The 20,148-nt window shown below is 46.9% G+C and carries 18 protein-coding genes; 7 read left to right on the plus strand and 11 right to left on the minus strand.

The annotated features are described in order from the left end of the window. Positions 1-26: 26 nt before the first annotated feature. The 4 genes from cysB to rsmI form a co-directional block, all read right to left on the minus strand. Complete coding sequence (gene cysB, locus BN3349_RS06215) at positions 27-998, minus strand: HTH-type transcriptional regulator CysB (protein ID WP_040976466.1); 972 nt, start codon at positions 996-998, stop codon at positions 27-29. A gap of 61 nt (positions 999-1,059) precedes the next feature. Beyond that, positions 1,060-2,037: a 23S rRNA pseudouridine(2605) synthase RluB gene (gene rluB / locus BN3349_RS06220; RefSeq protein ID WP_040976467.1), complete on the minus strand. Its 978-nt coding sequence runs from the start codon at positions 2,035-2,037 to the stop codon at positions 1,060-1,062. Between the two features lie 52 nt (positions 2,038-2,089). Continuing rightward, entirely contained in the window at positions 2,090-2,713 is a 624-nt protein-coding gene (locus BN3349_RS06225; RefSeq protein ID WP_040976468.1) for an L-threonylcarbamoyladenylate synthase, read from the minus strand. 101 nt (positions 2,714-2,814) lie between these two features. Further along, positions 2,815-3,660, minus strand: coding sequence for a 16S rRNA (cytidine(1402)-2'-O)-methyltransferase (rsmI, locus tag BN3349_RS06230; RefSeq protein WP_040976469.1), 846 nt, complete (start codon positions 3,658-3,660; stop codon positions 2,815-2,817). Between the two features lie 77 nt (positions 3,661-3,737). Between rsmI and BN3349_RS06235 the strand changes: the two genes are divergently transcribed. From BN3349_RS06235 to dolP, 4 genes are read left to right on the plus strand one after another with little or no spacing between them, the layout of a single operon-like run. Continuing rightward, complete coding sequence (locus tag BN3349_RS06235; RefSeq protein WP_040976470.1) at positions 3,738-5,462, plus strand: penicillin-binding protein activator; 1,725 nt, start codon at positions 3,738-3,740, stop codon at positions 5,460-5,462. Position 5,463: 1 nt separating this feature from the next. Beyond that, positions 5,464-5,823, plus strand: a complete 360-nt coding sequence (locus BN3349_RS06240; RefSeq protein ID WP_040976471.1) for a YraN family protein — start codon at positions 5,464-5,466, stop codon at positions 5,821-5,823. Between the two features lie 5 nt (positions 5,824-5,828). Continuing rightward, positions 5,829-6,413 carry a D-sedoheptulose-7-phosphate isomerase gene (locus BN3349_RS06245; protein WP_040976472.1) on the plus strand — a complete coding sequence of 195 codons (585 nt, stop codon included), beginning with the start codon at positions 5,829-5,831 and terminating at the stop codon, positions 6,411-6,413. Between the two features lie 45 nt (positions 6,414-6,458). Then, positions 6,459-7,043, plus strand: a complete 585-nt coding sequence (gene dolP, locus BN3349_RS06250) for a division/outer membrane stress-associated lipid-binding lipoprotein (protein ID WP_040976473.1) — start codon at positions 6,459-6,461, stop codon at positions 7,041-7,043. 50 nt (positions 7,044-7,093) lie between these two features. Here dolP and sixA read toward each other — a convergent pair whose 3' ends face one another. The 5 genes from sixA to rlmE form a co-directional block, all read right to left on the minus strand. Beyond that, positions 7,094-7,558 carry a phosphohistidine phosphatase SixA gene (gene sixA, locus BN3349_RS06255; protein ID WP_040976474.1) on the minus strand — a complete coding sequence of 155 codons (465 nt, stop codon included), beginning with the start codon at positions 7,556-7,558 and terminating at the stop codon, positions 7,094-7,096. A gap of 170 nt (positions 7,559-7,728) precedes the next feature. Further along, on the minus strand, positions 7,729-9,063 hold the full coding sequence (glmM, locus tag BN3349_RS06260) for a phosphoglucosamine mutase (protein ID WP_040976475.1): 1,335 nt from the start codon (positions 9,061-9,063) through the stop codon (positions 7,729-7,731). Positions 9,064-9,112: 49 nt separating this feature from the next. Continuing rightward, a complete protein-coding gene (gene folP / locus BN3349_RS06265) occupies positions 9,113-9,937 on the minus strand; it encodes a dihydropteroate synthase (protein WP_040976515.1) in 825 nt (274 codons plus the stop codon). 192 nt (positions 9,938-10,129) lie between these two features. Continuing rightward, positions 10,130-12,046 (minus strand): ATP-dependent zinc metalloprotease FtsH, encoded by a 1,917-nt coding sequence (gene ftsH / locus BN3349_RS06270; RefSeq protein WP_040976476.1) that lies wholly within the window; start codon positions 12,044-12,046, stop codon positions 10,130-10,132. A gap of 93 nt (positions 12,047-12,139) precedes the next feature. Beyond that, positions 12,140-12,769, minus strand: coding sequence for a 23S rRNA (uridine(2552)-2'-O)-methyltransferase RlmE (gene rlmE / locus BN3349_RS06275; protein WP_040976477.1), 630 nt, complete (start codon positions 12,767-12,769; stop codon positions 12,140-12,142). Between the two features lie 123 nt (positions 12,770-12,892). On the opposite strand from rlmE, the gene yhbY reads away from it, so the two are divergent. Then, positions 12,893-13,189, plus strand: a complete 297-nt coding sequence (gene yhbY, locus BN3349_RS06280; RefSeq protein WP_040976478.1) for a ribosome assembly RNA-binding protein YhbY — start codon at positions 12,893-12,895, stop codon at positions 13,187-13,189. A 54-nt stretch (positions 13,190-13,243) separates the two neighbouring features. Here yhbY and greA read toward each other — a convergent pair whose 3' ends face one another. Beyond that, complete coding sequence (gene greA, locus BN3349_RS06285; protein ID WP_032109100.1) at positions 13,244-13,720, minus strand: transcription elongation factor GreA; 477 nt, start codon at positions 13,718-13,720, stop codon at positions 13,244-13,246. Positions 13,721-13,886: 166 nt separating this feature from the next. Here greA and dacB point away from each other — a divergent pair, with 166 nt between their 5' ends. Together dacB and nrdA are read left to right on the plus strand one after the other, a co-directional pair. After that, positions 13,887-15,338: a serine-type D-Ala-D-Ala carboxypeptidase gene (dacB, locus tag BN3349_RS06290; RefSeq protein WP_040976479.1), complete on the plus strand. Its 1,452-nt coding sequence runs from the start codon at positions 13,887-13,889 to the stop codon at positions 15,336-15,338. A gap of 329 nt (positions 15,339-15,667) precedes the next feature. Further along, a complete protein-coding gene (nrdA, locus tag BN3349_RS06295; RefSeq protein ID WP_040976480.1) occupies positions 15,668-17,938 on the plus strand; it encodes a class 1a ribonucleoside-diphosphate reductase subunit alpha in 2,271 nt (756 codons plus the stop codon). 181 nt (positions 17,939-18,119) lie between these two features. Here the strand turns inward: nrdA and asnB are convergent, their stop codons facing one another. Next, positions 18,120-19,700 carry an asparagine synthase B gene (gene asnB / locus BN3349_RS06300; RefSeq protein ID WP_040976481.1) on the minus strand — a complete coding sequence of 527 codons (1,581 nt, stop codon included), beginning with the start codon at positions 19,698-19,700 and terminating at the stop codon, positions 18,120-18,122. Positions 19,701-20,148: the final 448 nt, after the last annotated feature.

Raw genomic sequence — 20,148 nt, forward strand, 5'->3', positions numbered from 1 at the left:
CGGGTTTTCATTTAATAGGTTGCATGTTAACGAACTTCCAGTTCGACATTATCAAATAATTTTTTAACCGCATTATTATCATGCAAGCGTTCTGCCTTTTCCACCATCGGACGGGTTAAGTGCGGTGAAAAATAATTAATAAAATCATACATATAATTACGCAAAAAGACGCTATGTTTGAAGGCTATCTGCGTCATGCTGGCACGGAACAGGTGACCGGCGTCAATCGCCAGCAAATCGGAATCTGCCGCAGTATGCGCCATGGAAGCCATAATCCCCACGCCCAACCCCAAACGTACATAGGTTTTAATCACATCCGCATCCGTCGCAGTAAATACGATATTCGGCAAAATTCCGGCACTGTTGAAAGAATAATCTAGATCCGAGACACCGGTAAAACCGAATGTATAAGTCACCAGCGGATATTTACCCAGCTCTTCGATGGTCAGATTGTCGCATTTCGCCAGCGGGTGATCCGGCTTGACAATCACCGAACGGTTCCACAGATAACAAGGCAGCAGCACAACATCATCAAATAAATACTGCGCTTCCGTCGTAATGGCAAGATCCACTTCGCCGGACAGCAAGGCATCATAAATCTGCATCGGCGATCCCTGATGAATATGCAGGCTGACATCGGGATATTGTTTAGAAAAGCGCTCTACCACCGCAGGCAGCATGTAACGCGCCTGCGTATTGGTGGTTGCAATGCGCAGCACGCCGTGATTGGGCTGGGTATATTCATTGGCAACCGCTTTGATGCTCTGGGTTTTGACCAACAGTTCGCGTGCAATAGAGACAATTTTTTTGCCCGCCGGGGTCAAGGCTTTAATATGTTTGCCGTTACGTTCAAAGATCTCCAGTCCCAATTCGTCTTCTAGCAGGCGCACCTGTTTGCTGATCCCCGGCTGCGAGGTAAACAGCGTATTGGCGGCTTCGGTCACGTTTAAATTTTGATTGACGATTTCGACAATGTAGCGCAGTTGTTGTATTTTCATAAAATTCTCACAAAATAAACCGCACTTTGTATGGTTGCCTGAGAAAAGTGCGGTATGTTTTTTAGGATTTTTTATAGCGTTTATTCAATTCCGTGTAACGTTTCACCGCTTTGCGAATTTGTCCGGTTTTCGGGCGTCGCCGCACTTTACCGACCTCCAGTTTGGTTTCGGTTTCCGGCGGCAAGCCGACCAAATCGCGCAGATAATTCACCTCGTCTAGCGGCATTTCCTCCCATCCGCCGCGCGGCAGCGATTTCATCAGTTTGATATTGCCATAGCGAATGCGAATCAAGCGGCTGACCTGAATGCCCTGCGATTCCCACAAACGCCGCACTTCGCGGTTGCGCCCTTCCATCAAGGTGACGTCAAACCATTGATTCATGCCTTGCCCGCCCACCGGCTTAATCACTTTAAAACTCGCCGGACCGTCTTCCAGCTGAACGCCTTTTTTCAGACGCGCCAGCATGGCATCGTCCACTTGTCCGAACACGCGCACCGAATATTCGCGTTCCACTTCCCGGCTCGGGTGCATTAAGCGGTTTGCCAATTCACCGTCGGTGGTAAACAGCAATAAGCCGGAAGTATTAATATCCAGCCGCCCCACAGCAATCCAGCGGGCGCCGGTTAAACGCGGCAGCCGGTCGAAAACCGTCGCGCGCCCTTCCGGATCATGACGGGTACACAATTCTCCTTCCGGTTTGTAATACATCAGCACACGGCAGGTTTCTTTCTGCGCTTGCGCCAGATTGATAATATGCCCGTCGATGCGCACTTTCACCGCCGAATTGACATCAATGCGATCGCCCAGCGTTGCCATTTTGCCGTCCACGCTGACTCGATTAGCGGCAATCATCGCCTCAATTTCACGGCGCGATCCCTGACCGGCGCGTGCCAGCACTTTTTGTAGTTTTTCCCCTTCCGCCGGTTTTTTGTTTTTTACCGTAGCGGAAACGGTGCTAAAATCGACCGCACTTTTATCACGCTTTTCAGCATTAAAGTGCGGTCGATTTGAACGAGAATTTAGCTTGTTTGATTTCATAATTCCTCTTTGTCGCTTTCCCAAGCGTCTTGTTAAATAATCGGCGCAGCACTCAGATGAACGGAGTTACCGAGCCGCTGCCTTCACGAATAATCACCGGTGTATCTTCGGTCAAATCAACTACGGTGGTCGGTTTTTGCCCCAAATAGCCGCCGTGGATAATCAGATCTACTTGATGTTCCAGATGCTCACGGATCTCTTCCGGATCCGATTGGGTGAGATGTTCTTCACCCGGCAGCATCAGTGAGCAGGATAAAATCGGTTCGCCTAACGCTTTCAATAAATCCAGCGCAATCTGATTGTCCGGCACGCGGATACCAATGGTTTTGCGTTTGGAGGTCATTAACCGACGCGGTAATTCTTTGGTGGCGGTGAGAATAAAGGTATAACGCCCCGGCGTATTGTTTTTAATTAAACGATAGGCGCTGTTGGTTACCACGGAATAATTCGACAGCTCAGATAAATCGCTGCACACCAGCGTAAAGTTATGATTTTCCGGCAACTGTCGGATATGCACAATGCGATCCATAGCGTGTTTATCGCCCAGCATACAGCCTAGCGCATAGCCGGAATCCGTCGGATAAACGATTACGCCACCGCGACGTAAAATATCCACCGCCTGATTAATCAAGCGGGGCTGCGGATTTTCTGGGTGAACATAAAAAAACTGACTCATACGACTGTCCTTCCTCTAAACTGGCGCAATTATACACAAAGCCAAGGGATTATATAATGGTTTTATTACAATAAATCATGCCCGGCGCCTTCAATTAACCGTTATTCCAACTGCGCCAAGCCGAATTGATACAGTGCATTTTTCTTATATCCGTAAATCTCCGCTACAATTGCCGCTGCCTTTTTTAGCGGCAACTCACGGGCGATTAACCTCAGGGCTTTGACCGCCTGAGGGGAAAATTCGGCGTCTGATACTTTTGGTTTACCTTCGACGATTAACACCATTTCGCCTTTAGTGCGATTCGGATCTTCCGCCAGCCAGTGCCGCAGCGACGCAAGCGTATCGCCATAAATGGTTTCCCAGCTTTTCGTGATTTCTCGCGCCAGCACCACATAACGCGTCGCGCCGAACAAGATTTCCATATCCGCCAGACAATCTGTAATCCGATGGGTAGACTCATAAAAAATCAGCGTGCGTTCCTCATCGACAAGGGCTTCCAGCTTATCCCGCCGCCCTTTGCTTTTTGCGGGCAGAAATCCCTCAAAACAGAAACGATCAGATGCGATGCCCGATGCGCACAGCGCGGTAATCGCTGCACATGCCCCCGGCAGCGGCACCACTTGAATACCGGCTTGGCGACATTGTCTGACCAGATGAAAACCCGGATCGCTGATTAACGGTGTGCCGGCATCAGAAACTAATGCGATATGCGCCCCTTGTCGTAATTTTTCCACCAATTGCGCCGCTTTTTGCTGTTCGTTATGATCGTGTAAGGCAAAAAACGGCTTTTTAATACCGTAATGCGCCAGCAGCAATCCGCTATGGCGGGTATCTTCGGCGGCGATTAAATCCACTTGGGCAAACACATCCAGCGCACGCTGGCTAATATCGCGCAAATTACCAATCGGTGTGGCGACAATATATAGGATTCCGGCTAAATTATTCATTTTTTAACTTCTTTTATTTGCTTTTAATTATTCAGATAAGTAAGATCCGTACAGATTGTTTGAACAACGGAGTAATTATGACTATTCTATTACAACGCATTAATTTTAAAAATCAATTAATGCCTTTTTTATTCGCCCTCTTGCTCGCAGGCTGTACCACTTTATTCGGCAGCAGCTTCACCGGCGTGTTGAAAAACGATGCCAATGCCAATTCCGACTTTTATATGAATAAAATCGAGCAAACCAATGATAATGAAGATAAACAGACTTATAAACTGTTAGCCGCCCGGGTTCTGGTCACGGAAAACAAAATTCCGCAAGCCCAAGCGCTGTTAGCCGAGCTGAAAGATCTAAACGATGAGCAACTGCTGGACAAATCCATTATTGATGCCAATATCGCGGCAATCAAAGGCAAAAATAAAAGCGCCCAAACCCAATTAACCGCCATTAATCTGGCACTATTGAGCCCGTCCCAAAAATCCCGTTATTATGAAGTGGTGGCTCGCATCGCCGAAAACCGCAATGATCCGATTGATGCCGTTAAAGCACGGATTCAAATTGACAGTTACTTAACCGATACACAAAGAAAACAGGCAAATAACGACCGCACTTGGGCGTTGTTGCGTAGTACCAATAAAGGCGTAATCAATAATACCGCGGCAGAAGGTAATGCGGCATTAGGCGGCTGGCTGGCACTGGCAAAAGCCTATAATGATAATCTAAATCAACCAGCACAACTCAGTCAGGCACTGCAAAACTGGAAAAACAGCTACCCTAACCATACGGCCGCTTATTTGTTCCCGACGGAATTACAGGGGCTGTTTAATTTCCAGCAAACCAGCTTGAATCAAATCGCTTTATTACTACCGTTAAGTGGTGATGCGCAATTGATCGGCAATACCATTAAGCAAGGCTTTGATCATGCCCGTGGCAACTCCGCCGTTCAAGTGCAGGTGTTTGATACCATTGCCACACCGATTGACAGTATTCTGGCGCAAGTCAAACAGCAAGGCATCAATACCGTTGTCGGTCCGCTACTGAAACAAAATGTCGACGCCGTCTTAAATAATCCGTCCGCGGTTCAGGGCTTAAGCGTGCTGTCACTGAATTCCACCGCCAATGCCCGAGCTATCGGTCAGCTGTGCTATTACGGTCTGGCACCGGAAGACGAAGCGGAATCCGCTGCCAATAGAGTTTGGAACGACGGAATCCGCAATCCATTGGTTATCGTACCGCAAAGCGATTTGGGACAGCGCACCGCCTCTGCCTTTAATGTGCGCTGGCAACAACTTGCCGCAACCGATGCGAATATCAAATTCTACAATAAAGCCGACGATATTAGCTTTGCGCTGCAATCCGGTTTAAGCGAAAACGCGCAAGGTCTGTATATTGTTGCGACCAGCGAACAATTAAGCGAGATTAAAACCGTAATTGACAATTCCGGCAGCCATCTGAAACTGTATGCGAGTTCACGTAGTAACTCCTCCAATAACGGTCCGGAATACCGTTTGCTGATGAACGGGTTGCAGTTTAGCGATATTCCGTTCTTTAAAGACACCGAGTCCGAACAATATAAACAGGTGGAAGCGTTAACCAACGGCGATTACTCATTGATGCGCTTGTATGCCATGGGTTCCGATGCTTGGCTTTTGATCAACCAGTTTAATGAACTGCGCCAGGTGCCAGGCTTTAGCGTCACCGGCTTAACCGGTATTTTGAGTGCCGGTCCGAATTGTAATGTCGAACGTGATATGACATGGTTCCAATACCAAAACGGCGGCATCACGGTACTCAGCAATTAAGATGTTTGCTTCCACACGTCAACAAGGGGCGGGCTTTGAACGACAGGCCCGCCTTTTCTTAGAATCCAAAGGGCTGCGATTTATCGCTGCCAATCAATATTTTAAATGCGGTGAACTGGATCTGGTGATGTGCGAGGGAACGACCATCGTCTTTGTGGAAGTGCGCCAGCGCAAAAACGATCTTTTCGGTTCCGCCGTTGACAGCGTAGATTGGACTAAACAACAAAAATGGTTGGATGCGGCGAATCTTTGGCTGGCGCAGCGGGATTGCAGTCTGGAAGATACAGATTGCCGTTTTGATCTGGTCGCTTTCGGAAAAACCCTTGACGATATCGAATGGATTCCCAATTTCTTAGAATAAGCATTATGTTAGATAAAATTAAAGACCTCTATAGCGAAAGTATTCAAACCCATATTTCGGCGTCTAAACTGCTGCCGGACGCCATTGTGCAGGCAGTACAAACCATGGTGAGCTGTCTGTTGCGCGGAAATAAGATTATTGTCTGTGGTCATGGACGCTCTTATGCCAATGCGCAGTTTCTAGTCGCTAATTTACTTAACCGCTATGAGCTGGAACGACCGAGCTTTCCTTCCGTACTGCTGAGTTTGGATAATGCTATCGGTTCGGCAATTATTTCTGACAGCACTCCAAACGGTTTATATCAACGGCAATTTAACGCAATTGCACAACAGGGCGATATTTTGGTGGTCTTTTCGCCTTTCGGTAACGAAGAAACGATTCTAGATACAATTAATTGCGCACTAAATAAAGAAATCAATGTCATAGTATTGACCGGTGCACGAAATGATCATATTCAAGGATTTTTAACTGAACATGATCTGGAAATCGCCGCACCTGCGGTAAAAGAAAGCCGGATTCTGGAGCATCATTTATTTATTGTCAATGTGATTTGCGAACTGATTGATCACACATTATTCTCTCATGGGTAGTGGAATGAATCTAAATCCAATTCAGTAACACAAAGGAGCTTAACGATGAAAATTCATAACCTTAAGAAATTAGCCGTTATTTTAGGCAGTGCAATATTACTACAAGGCTGTATTGCGGCAGGCGTAGCCGGAACGGCGGCGGTTGCAACAAAAGTCGGAACGGATCCAAGAACAATCGGCACACAGGTGGACGATGAAACGCTGGAAGAAAAAGTCTTATCGGCAATTAAAAAAGATGAACAGATTAAAACAGAGGCGCGTGTCAGCGTCGTGTCTTACAGCGGACGTATTTTATTGATCGGGCAAGTACCGAATGAAAGCCTGCAAGAGATTGCCACCAATCTGGCGAAAGGCGTCGAAAATGTCAATGAAGTCTATAATGAAATCCGTGTCGGTCAGCCAATTTCTGTCGGACAAATCAGTAAAGACAGCTGGATCACCACCCAAATCAAATCCAAAATGCTGGTTAACGCCGCAGTGAAAACCAGTGACGTAAAAGTCATTACCGAAAACGGCGAAGTCTTTTTAATGGGCAATCTGACTCATGATCAAGCGAATGCAGCGGCCGAAGTCGCGCGCAACGTCTCCGGCGTAAGCAAAGTCGTTAAAGTTTTCAAATATTTAAATTAATTCTCTGACTAAAAGCAGCGCACAACGCTGCTTTTGCTATTTACGCGACATTATTCGGGGTATTTAATTTCTGATAAGGTGCCGGCATGTTCGCCGTCCCATTCAAGACAAACCATCGTTGCCGGATAAAAGCTGACTCGGCTTTTTGGACATAGCTGCGCCACAATTTCGCCCACCAACGGTAAATGGGAAACCAACAACACGGATTGGCTTCCCGCGCGAGCAAGCACGGCAAGGTAGTCCGCCACGGTTGCCGCATCACCATAAGGGGTAATGCCTTCCCAAATTTCCTGTTTTGCCGTCAACTGCCGCGCAAAGGCTAAATCAAGCTGCGCCAGTGTTTCCTGGGCCCGCACATAAGGGCTGACCAACACATTATCCGGCTCGAGCAAGATAGATTTCAGCCAGCGCCCCTGCGCATTCGCCTGCGCTTTTCCTCTTGCGGTTAAACGACGTGCCTGATCGGATTTTGCTATCGTTTCAGCTTCGCCATGACGCATCACAATTATTTTCATAAATCCTTTTCTCCGCGCATTAATCCCTGCGCTTATTATGTTGAATCCTTATAGCAAGGCAAACAATCACCACCTCAAAATATAATAGGCGGAGATTCAACACCGCCCGCCTATATCGTCTTATTCACCAACAGACACCGGACTGCGCCGGATCCGTTAATCACAACGCATTAATTCGCGCGTACCACTTCAGCAATATTTTCCGCACATTGCTGCGCCAGTTCGCCGTCTTCGCATTCCACCATCACCCGAATTAATGGTTCCGTACCGGATTTCCGCAGCAAAATGCGTCCTTTACCTGCCAGACGGCGTTCCATTTCGGCGGCAACGGCTTTTACCGCCGCACTTTCCAGCGGATTATCGCCACCGGCAAAACGCACATTAATCAATACTTGTGGGAATAATTTCACCGCACTTGCCAGCTCGTTTAAGGATAATCGATGCTGTACCATAGCGCCAAGCACGGCTAAGGAGGCAATAATACCGTCGCCGGTGGTGTTTTTATCCGCAATAATAATATGACCTGAATTTTCACCGCCCAATGTCCAGCCTTTTTCCTGCATTTTTTCCAGCACATAACGATCACCGACATTGGCGCGAATAAACGGAATTGCCAGTTGTTTCAGGGCAAGCTCAAGGCTCATGTTGCTCATCAGCGTGCCGACTACGCCGCCTTTCAGATTACCGGCGCGCAGCGCTTCACGGGCGATAATAAAGAGCGCCTGATCGCCATCCACTTTATTCCCCAGATGATCCACCATAATCAAACGATCGCCGTCGCCGTCGTAAGCCAGCCCGACATCCGCTTTAACTTCCCGCACTTTATCCTGTAATGCTTTAATATCTGTGGCGCCGCACTTCTCATTGATATTCACGCCGTTCGGATCGGTGCCGATTTCAATCACCTCCGCGCCCAGCTCGCGCATCACATTCGGCGCAATGTGATAAGTCGCCCCGTTCGCACAGTCCACCACGATTTTATAATTCTCCAGACTTAAATGCGCCGGGAACGTACTTTTACAGAACTCAATATAGCGCCCGGCGGCATCTTTAATCCGGCTTGCACGTCCCAACTCGGCGGATGCCACACAATCCATCGGTTGTTCCAACATCGCCTCAATGGCTTCTTCCACATCATCAGGCAGTTTTGTTCCCTGTGTTGAGAAAAACTTGATACCATTATCATAATAAGGATTATGTGAGGCGGAGATCACGATCCCGGCTTCTGCCCGGAAGGTGCGGGTCAGATACGCAATCGCCGGTGTCGGCATCGGACCGGTAAAGGCGGCTGACAATCCCGCAGCGGCAAGCCCCGCTTCCAGCGCGGATTCCAACATATAGCCCGAAATGCGCGTATCTTTACCAATCAACACGGTACGGGACCCCTGTGTCGCCAACACTTTACCCGCCGCCCAGCCTAATTTTAAGACGAAATCGGGCGTAATCGGCGAAGAGCCCACTTTACCGCGAACACCGTCGGTGCCGAAATATTTACGTTCTGCCATATTTAATTCCTCATTATCGAATAATATTAGAGCGTATCCAATACGCCCATTATGCCTGTATAGTCGCCTGCCAGATCGTTAACGCATCGGCGGTTTCCGCCACATCATGCACCCGCACAATGCGCGCACCGTGCATCACTGCGATCAGCGCAGCGGCGGCACTACCGACTGCGCGTTGTTCCACCGATTTATCCAGCGCCGCGCCAATCATTGATTTACGCGAAAGCCCCGCCAGCAAAGGATAAGACTCGCAGAATGCAGCCAATCGCCGCAACAATTGATAATTGTGGCGGACAGTTTTACCGAAACCAAAACCCGGATCCCAAATGATATTTTCCTTTTTCATGCCGGCCTGCAAACAAAGTGCGGTACGTTTTTGCAAAAATTCCAGCACCTCTTCCACCACATTGTCATAATGCGGATTTGCCTGCATGGTTCTCGGCTGCCCCTGCATGTGCATAATACAGGTCGGCAAGTTCAGTTTAACCGCAGTTTCCAACGCATGCGGCTCACTTAAAGCACGAATATCATTAATCATATCCATACCCGCCTTGGCGCTTTCTGCCATGACCTGCGCTTTAGAGGTATCCACCGAAATCCAACAATCAAAGCGTTGGCGAACGGCTTCTACCAATGGCACCACGCGCTCCAATTCCTCTTCCGAACTGACTTCATCAGCGTTCGGACGGGTAGATTCGCCACCAATATCAATGATGGATGCCCCTTGCGCCAACATGATTTCCACTTGCCGTAAGGCACGGTCTAAAGTGAAAAATTTACCGCTGTCGGAAAAAGAATCGGGTGTGAAATTTAAAATCCCCATAATTTGGGGAACATTGAGATCTAACACTTTGTTATTGGCTTGTAGCTTCATATTGATTTTATTTGCTAAAAGTGCGGTCGGAAAACGCACTGTTTTTAAAAGCGGGCTTCTCCGTATAAAAAACGTAGCGCTAATTATAACGGAATATCGCACATAATAAAAAAATCTTTTTGATTTTACCTCAACAATCTTATTCATCGGTCAGAGTAAACAAAAGGGACATCCGAAGATGTCCCTAAAAAGTTATTCGCTATCGGATTTCTCCGCATTTTCCACCGCACTTTCATCCGGTTTCTCGCGCTTCGCTTTCGCTTCGGTACTTTCCGCCGCTGGTTTGGATGCGCCAGCGTCATCCCAACCGCTCGGTGGAGTAACCGGTTCACGGTTCATCAATTGCTTAATCTGAACCTCTTCAATAGTTTCATATTTTACCAGCGCATCTTTCATGGCGTGTAAAATATCCATGTTTTCCGTGAGTAAGCGTCTTGCCCGTTCGTAGTTTCTCGCCACAATGGCACGAACTTCTTCATCAATAACATGGGCGGTTTCATCCGACATATGCTGCGCTTTTGCCATTGAGCGCCCAAGGAACACTTCGCCGTCATCTTCGGTATAAAGAATCGGTCCCAGTTTTTCCGAAAAGCCCCATTGAGTGACCATATTACGCGCAATATTCGTCGCCACCTTAATATCATTGGAAGCACCGGTGGAAATATTTTCTTCACCGTAAATCAAATCTTCCGCCAGACGACCTGCGTATAAGGTAGATAGCTTACTCTCCAATTGCTTCTGGCTAATGCTGACCTGATCGCCTTCCGGCAAAAAGAAAGTCACCCCTAAAGCTCGTCCGCGCGGGATAATGGTGACCTTATGCACCGGATCATGCTCCGGCACCAGATAACCGACAATGGCATGCCCAGCCTCGTGATAAGCAGTGGATTCCTTTTGTTTCTCGGTCATAATCATGGTACGGCGTTCCGGTCCCATGTTGATCTTATCTTTCGCTTTCTCGAATTCCAGCATGGTTACCACCCGTTTATTAGTACGCGCGGCAAACAAGGCGGCCTCATTGACTAAATTCGCCAGATCGGCACCGGAATAACCCGGTGTACCGCGTGCCAACGTCATCGCATCCACATCCGGTGCCACCGGCACTTTGCGCATATGTACTTTCAAGATATGTTCACGACCGCGCACATCTGGCAAGCCGACGACGACTTGACGGTCAAAACGTCCCGGGCGAGTTAGTGCTGGATCCAGCACATCCGGACGGTTGGTCGCAGCAATCACGATAACGCCTTCGTTACCTTCAAAACCGTCCATTTCCACCAACATTTGGTTCAGTGTCTGCTCGCGTTCATCGTGTCCGCCGCCAAGCCCGGCGCCACGCTGACGACCGACAGCATCGATTTCGTCAATAAAAATCAGACAAGGGGCGTTTTTCTTCGCTTGTTCGAACATATCGCGCACACGGGACGCACCAACCCCGACGAACATTTCCACGAAATCAGAACCTGAAATCGTAAAGAAAGGCACTTTCGCTTCTCCGGCGATGGCTTTTGCCAGCAAGGTTTTACCGGTTCCCGGTGGTCCGACCATTAAAATTCCTTTCGGAATTTTGCCGCCCAATTTCTGGAACTTACCCGGATCACGCAGAAAATCGACGATTTCTCCCACTTCTTCTTTTGCTTCGTCACAACCGGCGACATCGGCAAAAGTGGTTTTAATTTGCTCTTTGGTCAGCATTTTGGCACGGCTTTTACCGAAACTCATGGCTTTGCCGCCGCCCCCTTGCATCTGGCGCATAAAGAAAAACCACACGCCGATTAATAACAGCATCGGAAACCAAGAAATCAGAATTTGAGATAAAAAACCGCGTTTTTCCGGCGGTGTGCCTTCCACTTTGATTTTCTTATTTAATAAATCATTTAATAATTTATCATCATAAATCGGCATCACGGTTGAATATTTTGTTCCGTCGGCCTTGGTGACAGCAAGTTCGCTGTCTTCAAAACGCACTTGACGCACCTGATCATTGCCGACGTCGGTAATAAACGTCGTATAATCGGTTAAACTGCCATTGGCATTCCCGTTAAATCCCTGATACGCCGTCATCATCACAACGGCAACCACAATCCACAGGACCAGATTTTTTACCATATCGTTCAAGGTTTGACCTCGTTTATTTTTGAGTTAATAAATTGTTACAAGCTTACTACATCCACCGCCGAATTTGAAGTTCTCAAATCATCGCTAATATTTGTAACCCGTTGCAACGATATATACCTCACGGGAACGCCCGCGAGACGCTTCAGGCTTGCGAACTTTCACAACACTAAACAGAGAGCGGATCTCTTTTAAGTAATCGTCAAAGCCTTCGCCTTGGAAAACCTTCACCACAAAACCGCCTTTGGGCGCCAGCACCTGTTTACACATATCCAATGCCAACTCCACCAAATACATGGCACGCGGAATATCCACCGACGGCATACCGCTGAAATTAGGCGCCATGTCGGACATCACGACATCCACTTTCGCTGCGCCCACCCGTTCCAACAGCGCATTAAGCACATTTTCGTCACGAAAATCGCCCTGTAGAAAATCAACACCGACAATTGGATCCATTTCCAAAATATCACAGGCAATCACACGCCCATTCGCCCCAATCTGACTGACCGCATACTGCGACCAGCCGCCCGGTGCCGCGCCAAGATCCACCACGGTCATGCCCGGTTTAAACAGGCGATCGGTGTGTTGAATTTCATCTAACTTAAAATAAGCGCGCGAACGCAATTTTTGTTTATGCGCTTTTTGGACAAACGGATCCTTAAAATGTTCATTTAGCCAGCGAGTCGAACTCGCCGAACGTTTTTTCTTTCCCATAAATCATTCAAATGTTGTGGTAGTTTTCTCAATATAAGGTTAAAATTCCCCGGTTCAAGTAGTCGATTGCGATATTTTTATCAAAAATCGACCGCACTTTTTTATTCATCGGGATCATTATTAATGACATTATCAACCAAACAGAAACAATTCTTAAAAGGTCTGGCTCATCACTTAAATCCGGTGGTGATGCTGGGAGGCAACGGACTAACCGAGGGCGTACTTGCCGAAATCGACAACGCGCTCAATCATCATGAACTGATTAAAGTGAAAATCGCCGGTGCGGATCGCGCAACCAAACAATTAATCATTGATGCGATTATCCGTGAAACACAGGCTCTTGCGGTGCAGACAATTGGCCACATTCTCGTGCTTTACCGCCCGAGTGAAGAGGCAAAAATTCAGCTGCCGCGTAAATAATTGCTCAGACGGACGCGAAACATCGCGTCCTTTCTCTATTTTTTGACGACCGACTTATTTATATTCAACCGCAATAATGTCAAACTCCACCGTTCCGCCCGGCGTACTGATCGTGACAGTATCGTCGAGTTCTTTGCCGATCAAACCGCGCGCAATCGGTGAATTGACGGAAATTAATCCCTCTTTGATATTAGCTTCGTCATCGCCGACAATGCGGTAGGTCACTTCCTCTTCCGTATCGGTATTCACCAGCACCACGGTAGCGCCGAAAATAACCTTGCCGTTGTTAGGAATTTTGGTCACATCAATAATCTGACCGTTGGATAATTTTCCCTCGATTTCCTGAATTCGCCCCTCACAGAATCCCTGCTGCTCACGAGCGGCATGATATTCCGCATTTTCTTTTAAATCCCCGTGCTCACGCGCCTCCGCAATGGCTTTAATGATTTCGGGACGGCGTACATTCTTAAGAAAATCAAGTTCTTGTCTTAATTGCTCCGCACCGCGTACGGTCATAGGAATCTGTTGCATACTCTCAAGCTATCCTTTTTTAAGTAAAAACAAAACTACGGCAGAACACGTCATCCTGTCGTAGTTAATAAAATATCACGATAAACGAGAAATCGTTTTACTCTCGCCGATTGAGGTACTATTATTGTTCGTCTGAAAAAAAATAGCAACCGAAACACGGCCGTTTATGTACAAATTATCAAGATTTTCATCTCAATTAAAACTCGGGCTTTTATCCCTAAGTGTCGCATTTTCAACCGCCGCCGTCGCCACAGTGGATGTCGCGCCGATCGCCGCTTATCTACCACAAGGCGCCAGTCTGGGTTTTGTAGCAAAAAACTTAAAACAGGAACAACTGACCGCCGCGTTCAATCCGCATACATTTATGCTGCCTGCCAGCACCCAAAAGGTGTTTACCGCCCTTGCCGCCAAATTAACGCTGGGAGACGACTTTCGTTTTGAAACCGCCCTGCTGACCAACGGTAAAGTAGAAAACGGTCAATTAAACGGTGATCTTATCGCCAGATTCAGCGGCGATCCCGATTTAACCAGCGGACAGTTATATAACCTGTTGGGAGAACTGAAAAAACAGGGGATCAATCGAATTGCCGGTAATCTGATTCTGGACACCTCGATTTTTGTCGGTCATGACCGCGGTTTAGGCTGGATCTGGAATGATCTAACCATGTGTTTTAACTCGCCACCCGCCGCCGTGAATATTGATAACAATTGTTTTTATGTGGAACTGGACGCCAATCAGCCTGCCGGTGAGTTAGTCAGATTTAACGTGCCAGCGCAATTCCCGATTCAAGTATTCGGACAGGTACGCGTTGCCAGCAGGGAAGATGCACCTTATTGCCAGCTTGACGCCGTAGTACACGATAACAACCGCTATCAAATCAAAGGCTGTCTAACCCGTCAAAGCAAGCCTTTTGGACTGAGTTTTTCCGTACAGGACCCCGATGCTTATGCCGCAGCGACTATCCAGCGCCAGTTAAAACGTCTGGGTATTGCCTTTAACGGTAGCGTACAGCAACCTTATCAGCCGCAGCAAGGCACCCTGCTGGCACAGCATTTATCGAAACCGTTGCCGGAGCTGCTGAAAAAAATGATGAAAAAATCCGACAACCAGATTGCCGATGCGCTGTTCCGCACTATCGCCTATCATCATTACAAACGCCCGGCTTCTTTCCAGCTTGCCTCGCTGGCAATGCGGCAGATTTTACAATCCAAAGCCGGAGTGAAATTCGGCAATAGCATTATTGCTGACGGTTCAGGCTTATCCCGCCACAATTTAATCGCCCCGCAAGCCATGTTGCAAGCATTGGAATATATCGCCCGAAACGAAGAACAGCTGCATCTGCTGGAAACCTTTCCGATCGCCGGCGTGGATGGTACGCTGAGCGGACGCGGTTCCATGATTAACGCACCACTGATAAAAAACATCACGGCAAAAACCGGCGCTTTAAAAGGGGTTTACAACCTGGCCGGCTTTATGACTAACGCTCGCGGCGAACGGGTGGCGTTCGTGCAGTTTATCAACGGATATTCCACCGGCAGCGATTTGGAAAGTAAAACCAAACGTGCGCCGTTAGTCCAGTTTGAAAGTACTCTTTATAACGATATTTATAAGGACTGAACATCCGCTGAGGCGATTTCACTAAGGTGCTATCTCCTCGTTCACGTTAAACGCACAAGTGCGGTCAAAATTCAGAGAAAAAATCGACCGCACTTTTTATGATCTTCATCAAAAAGCGCAAGTTTTTTATTACATCGCATAATTTATTCAGTCGATTTTTTCACTGATAAATTTTTTCTTATTTATAAGTAAGTTATTTACTGTCAAGAATCACGCCTCAAATTTAGTGCTTGAACTTTTACAGACAACACATTATCTTGTAGCCTGAATTTTACCTTATACCTATATATTGTGTTTTCAATATCAGGATAACAAGCCGGAAATCACTTATGAATAAAGCGTTGATGGTCACTAAACGTGACGGAAAACTTGAACCGATTAACTTAGACAAAATTCACCGAGTCATCACTTGGGCGGCAGAAGGACTGGATAATGTTTCCGTGTCGCAGGTGGAATTGCGTTCGCATATCCAATTTTACGAAGGCATCCGCACCTCAGATATTCACGAGACGATCATTAAAGCCGCAGCGGATTTAATCAGCAAAGAAGCGCCGGATTACCAGTATCTGGCGGCTCGGTTGGCAGTATTCCATTTGCGTAAAAAAGCCTACGGGCATTTTGACCCGCCGCGTTTATATGATCACGTCAAAAAACTGGTGCGCATGGGGAAATATGATGAAGCGTTGCTGACCGATTATTCCCGTGAAGAATGGGATGAAATGGACGGTTTTCTCGATCATTGGCGGGACATGACCTTTTCCTACGCCGCAGTAAAGCAATTGGAAGGCAAATATTTGGTGCAAAACCGCGTAACCGGCGAAATTTATGAATCGGCGCAATTTTTATACCTGTTGGTCGCCGCCAGTTTGTTTTCGAGATACCCGGCAGAAACCCGACTGACTTATGTGCGCCGTTTTTATGACGCCACTTCCACTTTTAAAATTTCCTTACCGACACCGATTATGTCCGGTGTGCGTACGCCGACCCGCCAGTTCAGCTCTTGTGTGCTGATCGAATGTGGCGATAGTCTGGACTCCATTAACGCCACCGCCTCGGCGATTGTCAAATACGTTTCTCAACGCGCCGGAATCGGCATCAATGCCGGTGCAATCCGTGCTTTAGGCAGCCCAATCCGCGGCGGAGAAGCCTTTCATACCGGCTGTATTCCGTTCTATAAATATTTTCAAACCGCGGTAAAATCCTGTTCGCAAGGCGGCGTGCGCGGCGGAGCGGCAACGGTTTACTACCCGCTCTGGCATCTGGAGGCGGAAAGCCTGCTGGTGCTGAAAAATAATCGTGGCGTGGAAGATAACCGTGTGCGCCACATGGATTACGGCGTACAACTGAATAAATTAATGTATCAACGCTTAATCAAAGGCGGCGAGATTACCCTGTTCAGCCCGTCCGACGTGCCGGGATTGTATGAGGCATTCTTCGCCGATCAAGATAAATTTGAAGCGCTTTACCTCAAATACGAACAGGATCCGACTATTCGTAAACGGACTGTAAGAGCGGTCGAAATTTTCTCATTATTGATGCAGGAACGCGCCTCGACCGGGCGTATCTATATTCAGAACGTGGATCACTGCAACACCCATTCCCCGTTTGATCCTGCCGTAGCACCGGTGCGCCAGTCCAATTTATGTCTGGAGATCGCTCTGCCGACCAAACCGCTGGCGCATATTAACGATGAAGAAGGCGAAATCGCCCTGTGTACGTTATCGGCATTCAACTTAGGTGCAATCAACAACCTTGATGAACTGGAAGAACTGGCGGATCTGGCGGTGCGCGCCTTAGACGCGTTGTTGGATTATCAGGATTATCCGGTTAAAGCGGCGCAGCGCAGTTCGTTAGCGCGCCGTTCATTGGGTATCGGTGTGATCAATTATGCTTATTATCTGGCCAAAAACGGCGTGCGTTACTCCGATGGCAGTGCCAATGATCTCACGCACCGCACCTTTGAGGCAATTCAGTATTATTTGCTGAAAGCATCCATGAATCTGGCAAAAGAAGCCGGCGCATGCGACTATTTCAATCAAACCACTTACGCCAAAGGTATTTTGCCAATCGACAGTTATAAAAAAGACATCGACAGCCTAACCCAGGAACCGTTACATTACGACTGGGAAACCCTGCGCAAAGATATTCAGGAGTTCGGCTTGCGCAATTCCACGCTGACCGCCTTGATGCCGTCGGAAACATCTTCCCAGATTTCCAATGCCACTAACGGTATCGAACCGCCGCGCGGTCATGTCAGTATCAAAGCATCAAAAGATGGCATCTTAAAACAGGTCGTTCCGGATTATGAAAACCTGAGCGAAAACTATGAATTGTTATGGGATATTCCAAACAACGACGGCTATCTGCATCTGGTCGGGATTATGCAGAAATTCGTGGATCAAGCCATTTCTGCCAATACTAACTATGACCCGAAACGCTTTGAAGATGGCAAAGTGCCGATGAAAGTGTTGCTGAAAGATCTTCTGACCGCTTATAAATACGGCTTAAAAACCCTGTACTACCAAAATACCCGCGACGGCGCTGAAGATGCCCAAGAAGACATGGACGACGGCTGCGCAGGCGGAGCATGTAAGATTTAATTAATAATTAATCAATAAAAAGTGCGGTAGAAGTTTTTACAGTTTCTACCGCTTTTTTATGAAAAATAAACTCTTCGGCATCGTAAAGCGGCAAAGAAAATATGCCATTTAGCAAAGATTCCTAAGCAAAAAGTGTTGGCAACGGCAACACGTTTTACAAGGCGAAAAGTCAAGATGCAGATTATTTACCGCTGTCACCGTAATTACCAAGTACTCTGGCGCTCGGATCGTTGACGTTGCAGCCTTCCCATGTCTTATTTGGCATCCAGAAATCTTTAATCCAGTGTGCCTGACCCGGATAAAATTGCTCAAAGATGTCACGATACAGCAGCGCTTCTTTGGTAAATGGCGTCGCATACGGGTATTTTTCTTTTGCCTGCAATAACGCATTATCGTCGTATTTACTTTCGGCAAAGGCTTTTAGGTGATCGACCATAGAATGTCCCACCGCATCACTGAAAGCGGCTTTTTCACGGTATAAAATACCGTCTGGTAAATAGCCCGAGCCTTCAAATGCTTTGCGCAACAGATATTTTCCTTTGTGATACACATTCATTTTACGTTCCGGATTAATGCTCATCGCATAATCGACAAATGCAATATCACTGAACGGTACCCGCGCTTCCAGCGAGTTTGCCGCCAAGCAACGATCTGCACGCAATACATCATACATATACAGTTCACGAATTCGTTTTTGTGCTTCTTGCTGAAATGCAGCGGCATCCGGCGCAAAATCAGTATATTTATAGCCAAAAATTTCATCGCTAACTTCGCCGGTTAGCAACACTTTTAAATCCGTTTTCTGACGAATATATTTACACACCAAATACATACCAATACTGGCACGAATTGTTGTGATATCCCACGTTTCCAAATGCCAGATAACCTGTTCCAGACAGCCGATTACCTCATCTTTTGTCATACTGACTTCCGTATGCTCAGTACCTAAAAAATCAGCAACCTCTTTGGCATACTTTAAATCAATCGGATCGGTATCCATCCCTACCGCAAATGTTTTAATCGGTTTGTCCGAATGTTTCTGCGCAATAGCACAAACCAACGACGAATCCAGTCCGCCGCTGAGCAAAAAGCCAAGTGGTGCATCAGCACTCAAGCGCTTGATCACAGCAGCTTCCAGCTTTTCACGCAACTTCCGCGCAATACAATCAATATTCTGTTCAACGATCGTTTTAGGATCTGCAATATCGTTATAGCAAATAAATTGGCTGCCGTCGTAATAATGACCCGGCGGAAAAGGGCTAATATCGCGACAAAACGGCTGTAGCGCCTTCGCTTCCGAAGAAAACGCAATCCCGCCAGTTTGCTTATCATAGCCGTAAAACATTGGACGAATACCGATGGGATCGCGTCCAGCATAAATTTTTCCGCTTTGAGTATCCACCAAGACTAGTGCGAACTCTGCATCCAGCATCTTCATCATCACTTCAATACCAAGGCGCTGATAAAGTGGAATCAATACTTCACAGTCACTCTCAGAACGAAAATCATAATCGCTTTCCAGCATTTGTTTCAGTTGCGGATAATTATAAATTTCTCCATTACAGACCAACTCAATACCGTTATGTTTGAAAGGTTGATTGCCGTTATCCGTTAAATCCATAATTGATAAACGATGAAATCCCCAGACTCCGTTACTTTCAGAAGCTAAATATTGATTATCCGGCCCGCGATGAAATAATGTATCAAATCCGCGTTTAACATCCTCTGAATACGCCGCTGAAGAAAAAATAAATCCACACATATATAAAATCCTATTGCTAAAATAACAATGACGATATTAATATAAATTCAATATCAGTCAATCAAAACAATACAAAATCAATATAAAAATCAACTAACTTAAAAAACATATAAAAATATCATCAATACATTAACATTTAACTAATTTAAATATCGTTATACACAATTGCGCGTTATCGTACCACAGATAAAAATTCGCTAAAAACACACCGCACTTTATGTTGAGTAAAAAGTGCGGTGCGTTTTTCGATTGTTTGATGGATTTGCCGGAGGAGGCGATTGTCTGGTGTGGGATTTTTCGAATAGACATTAAGATTGAATTGAATATTCCAATTAAGGCTAAACGCCGTTTATCGTTTGATGTTGGCGTTGGCGTTGGCGTTGGCGTTGGCGTTGGCGCCAATTATCGCCCATAAAAAAACCACAAGCACTTGCTTGTGGCTCTTCTT

Origin of the sequence: Necropsobacter massiliensis (genome assembly GCF_000827595.2) — a bacterium.
GTDB lineage: Bacteria > Pseudomonadota > Gammaproteobacteria > Enterobacterales > Pasteurellaceae > Necropsobacter > Necropsobacter massiliensis.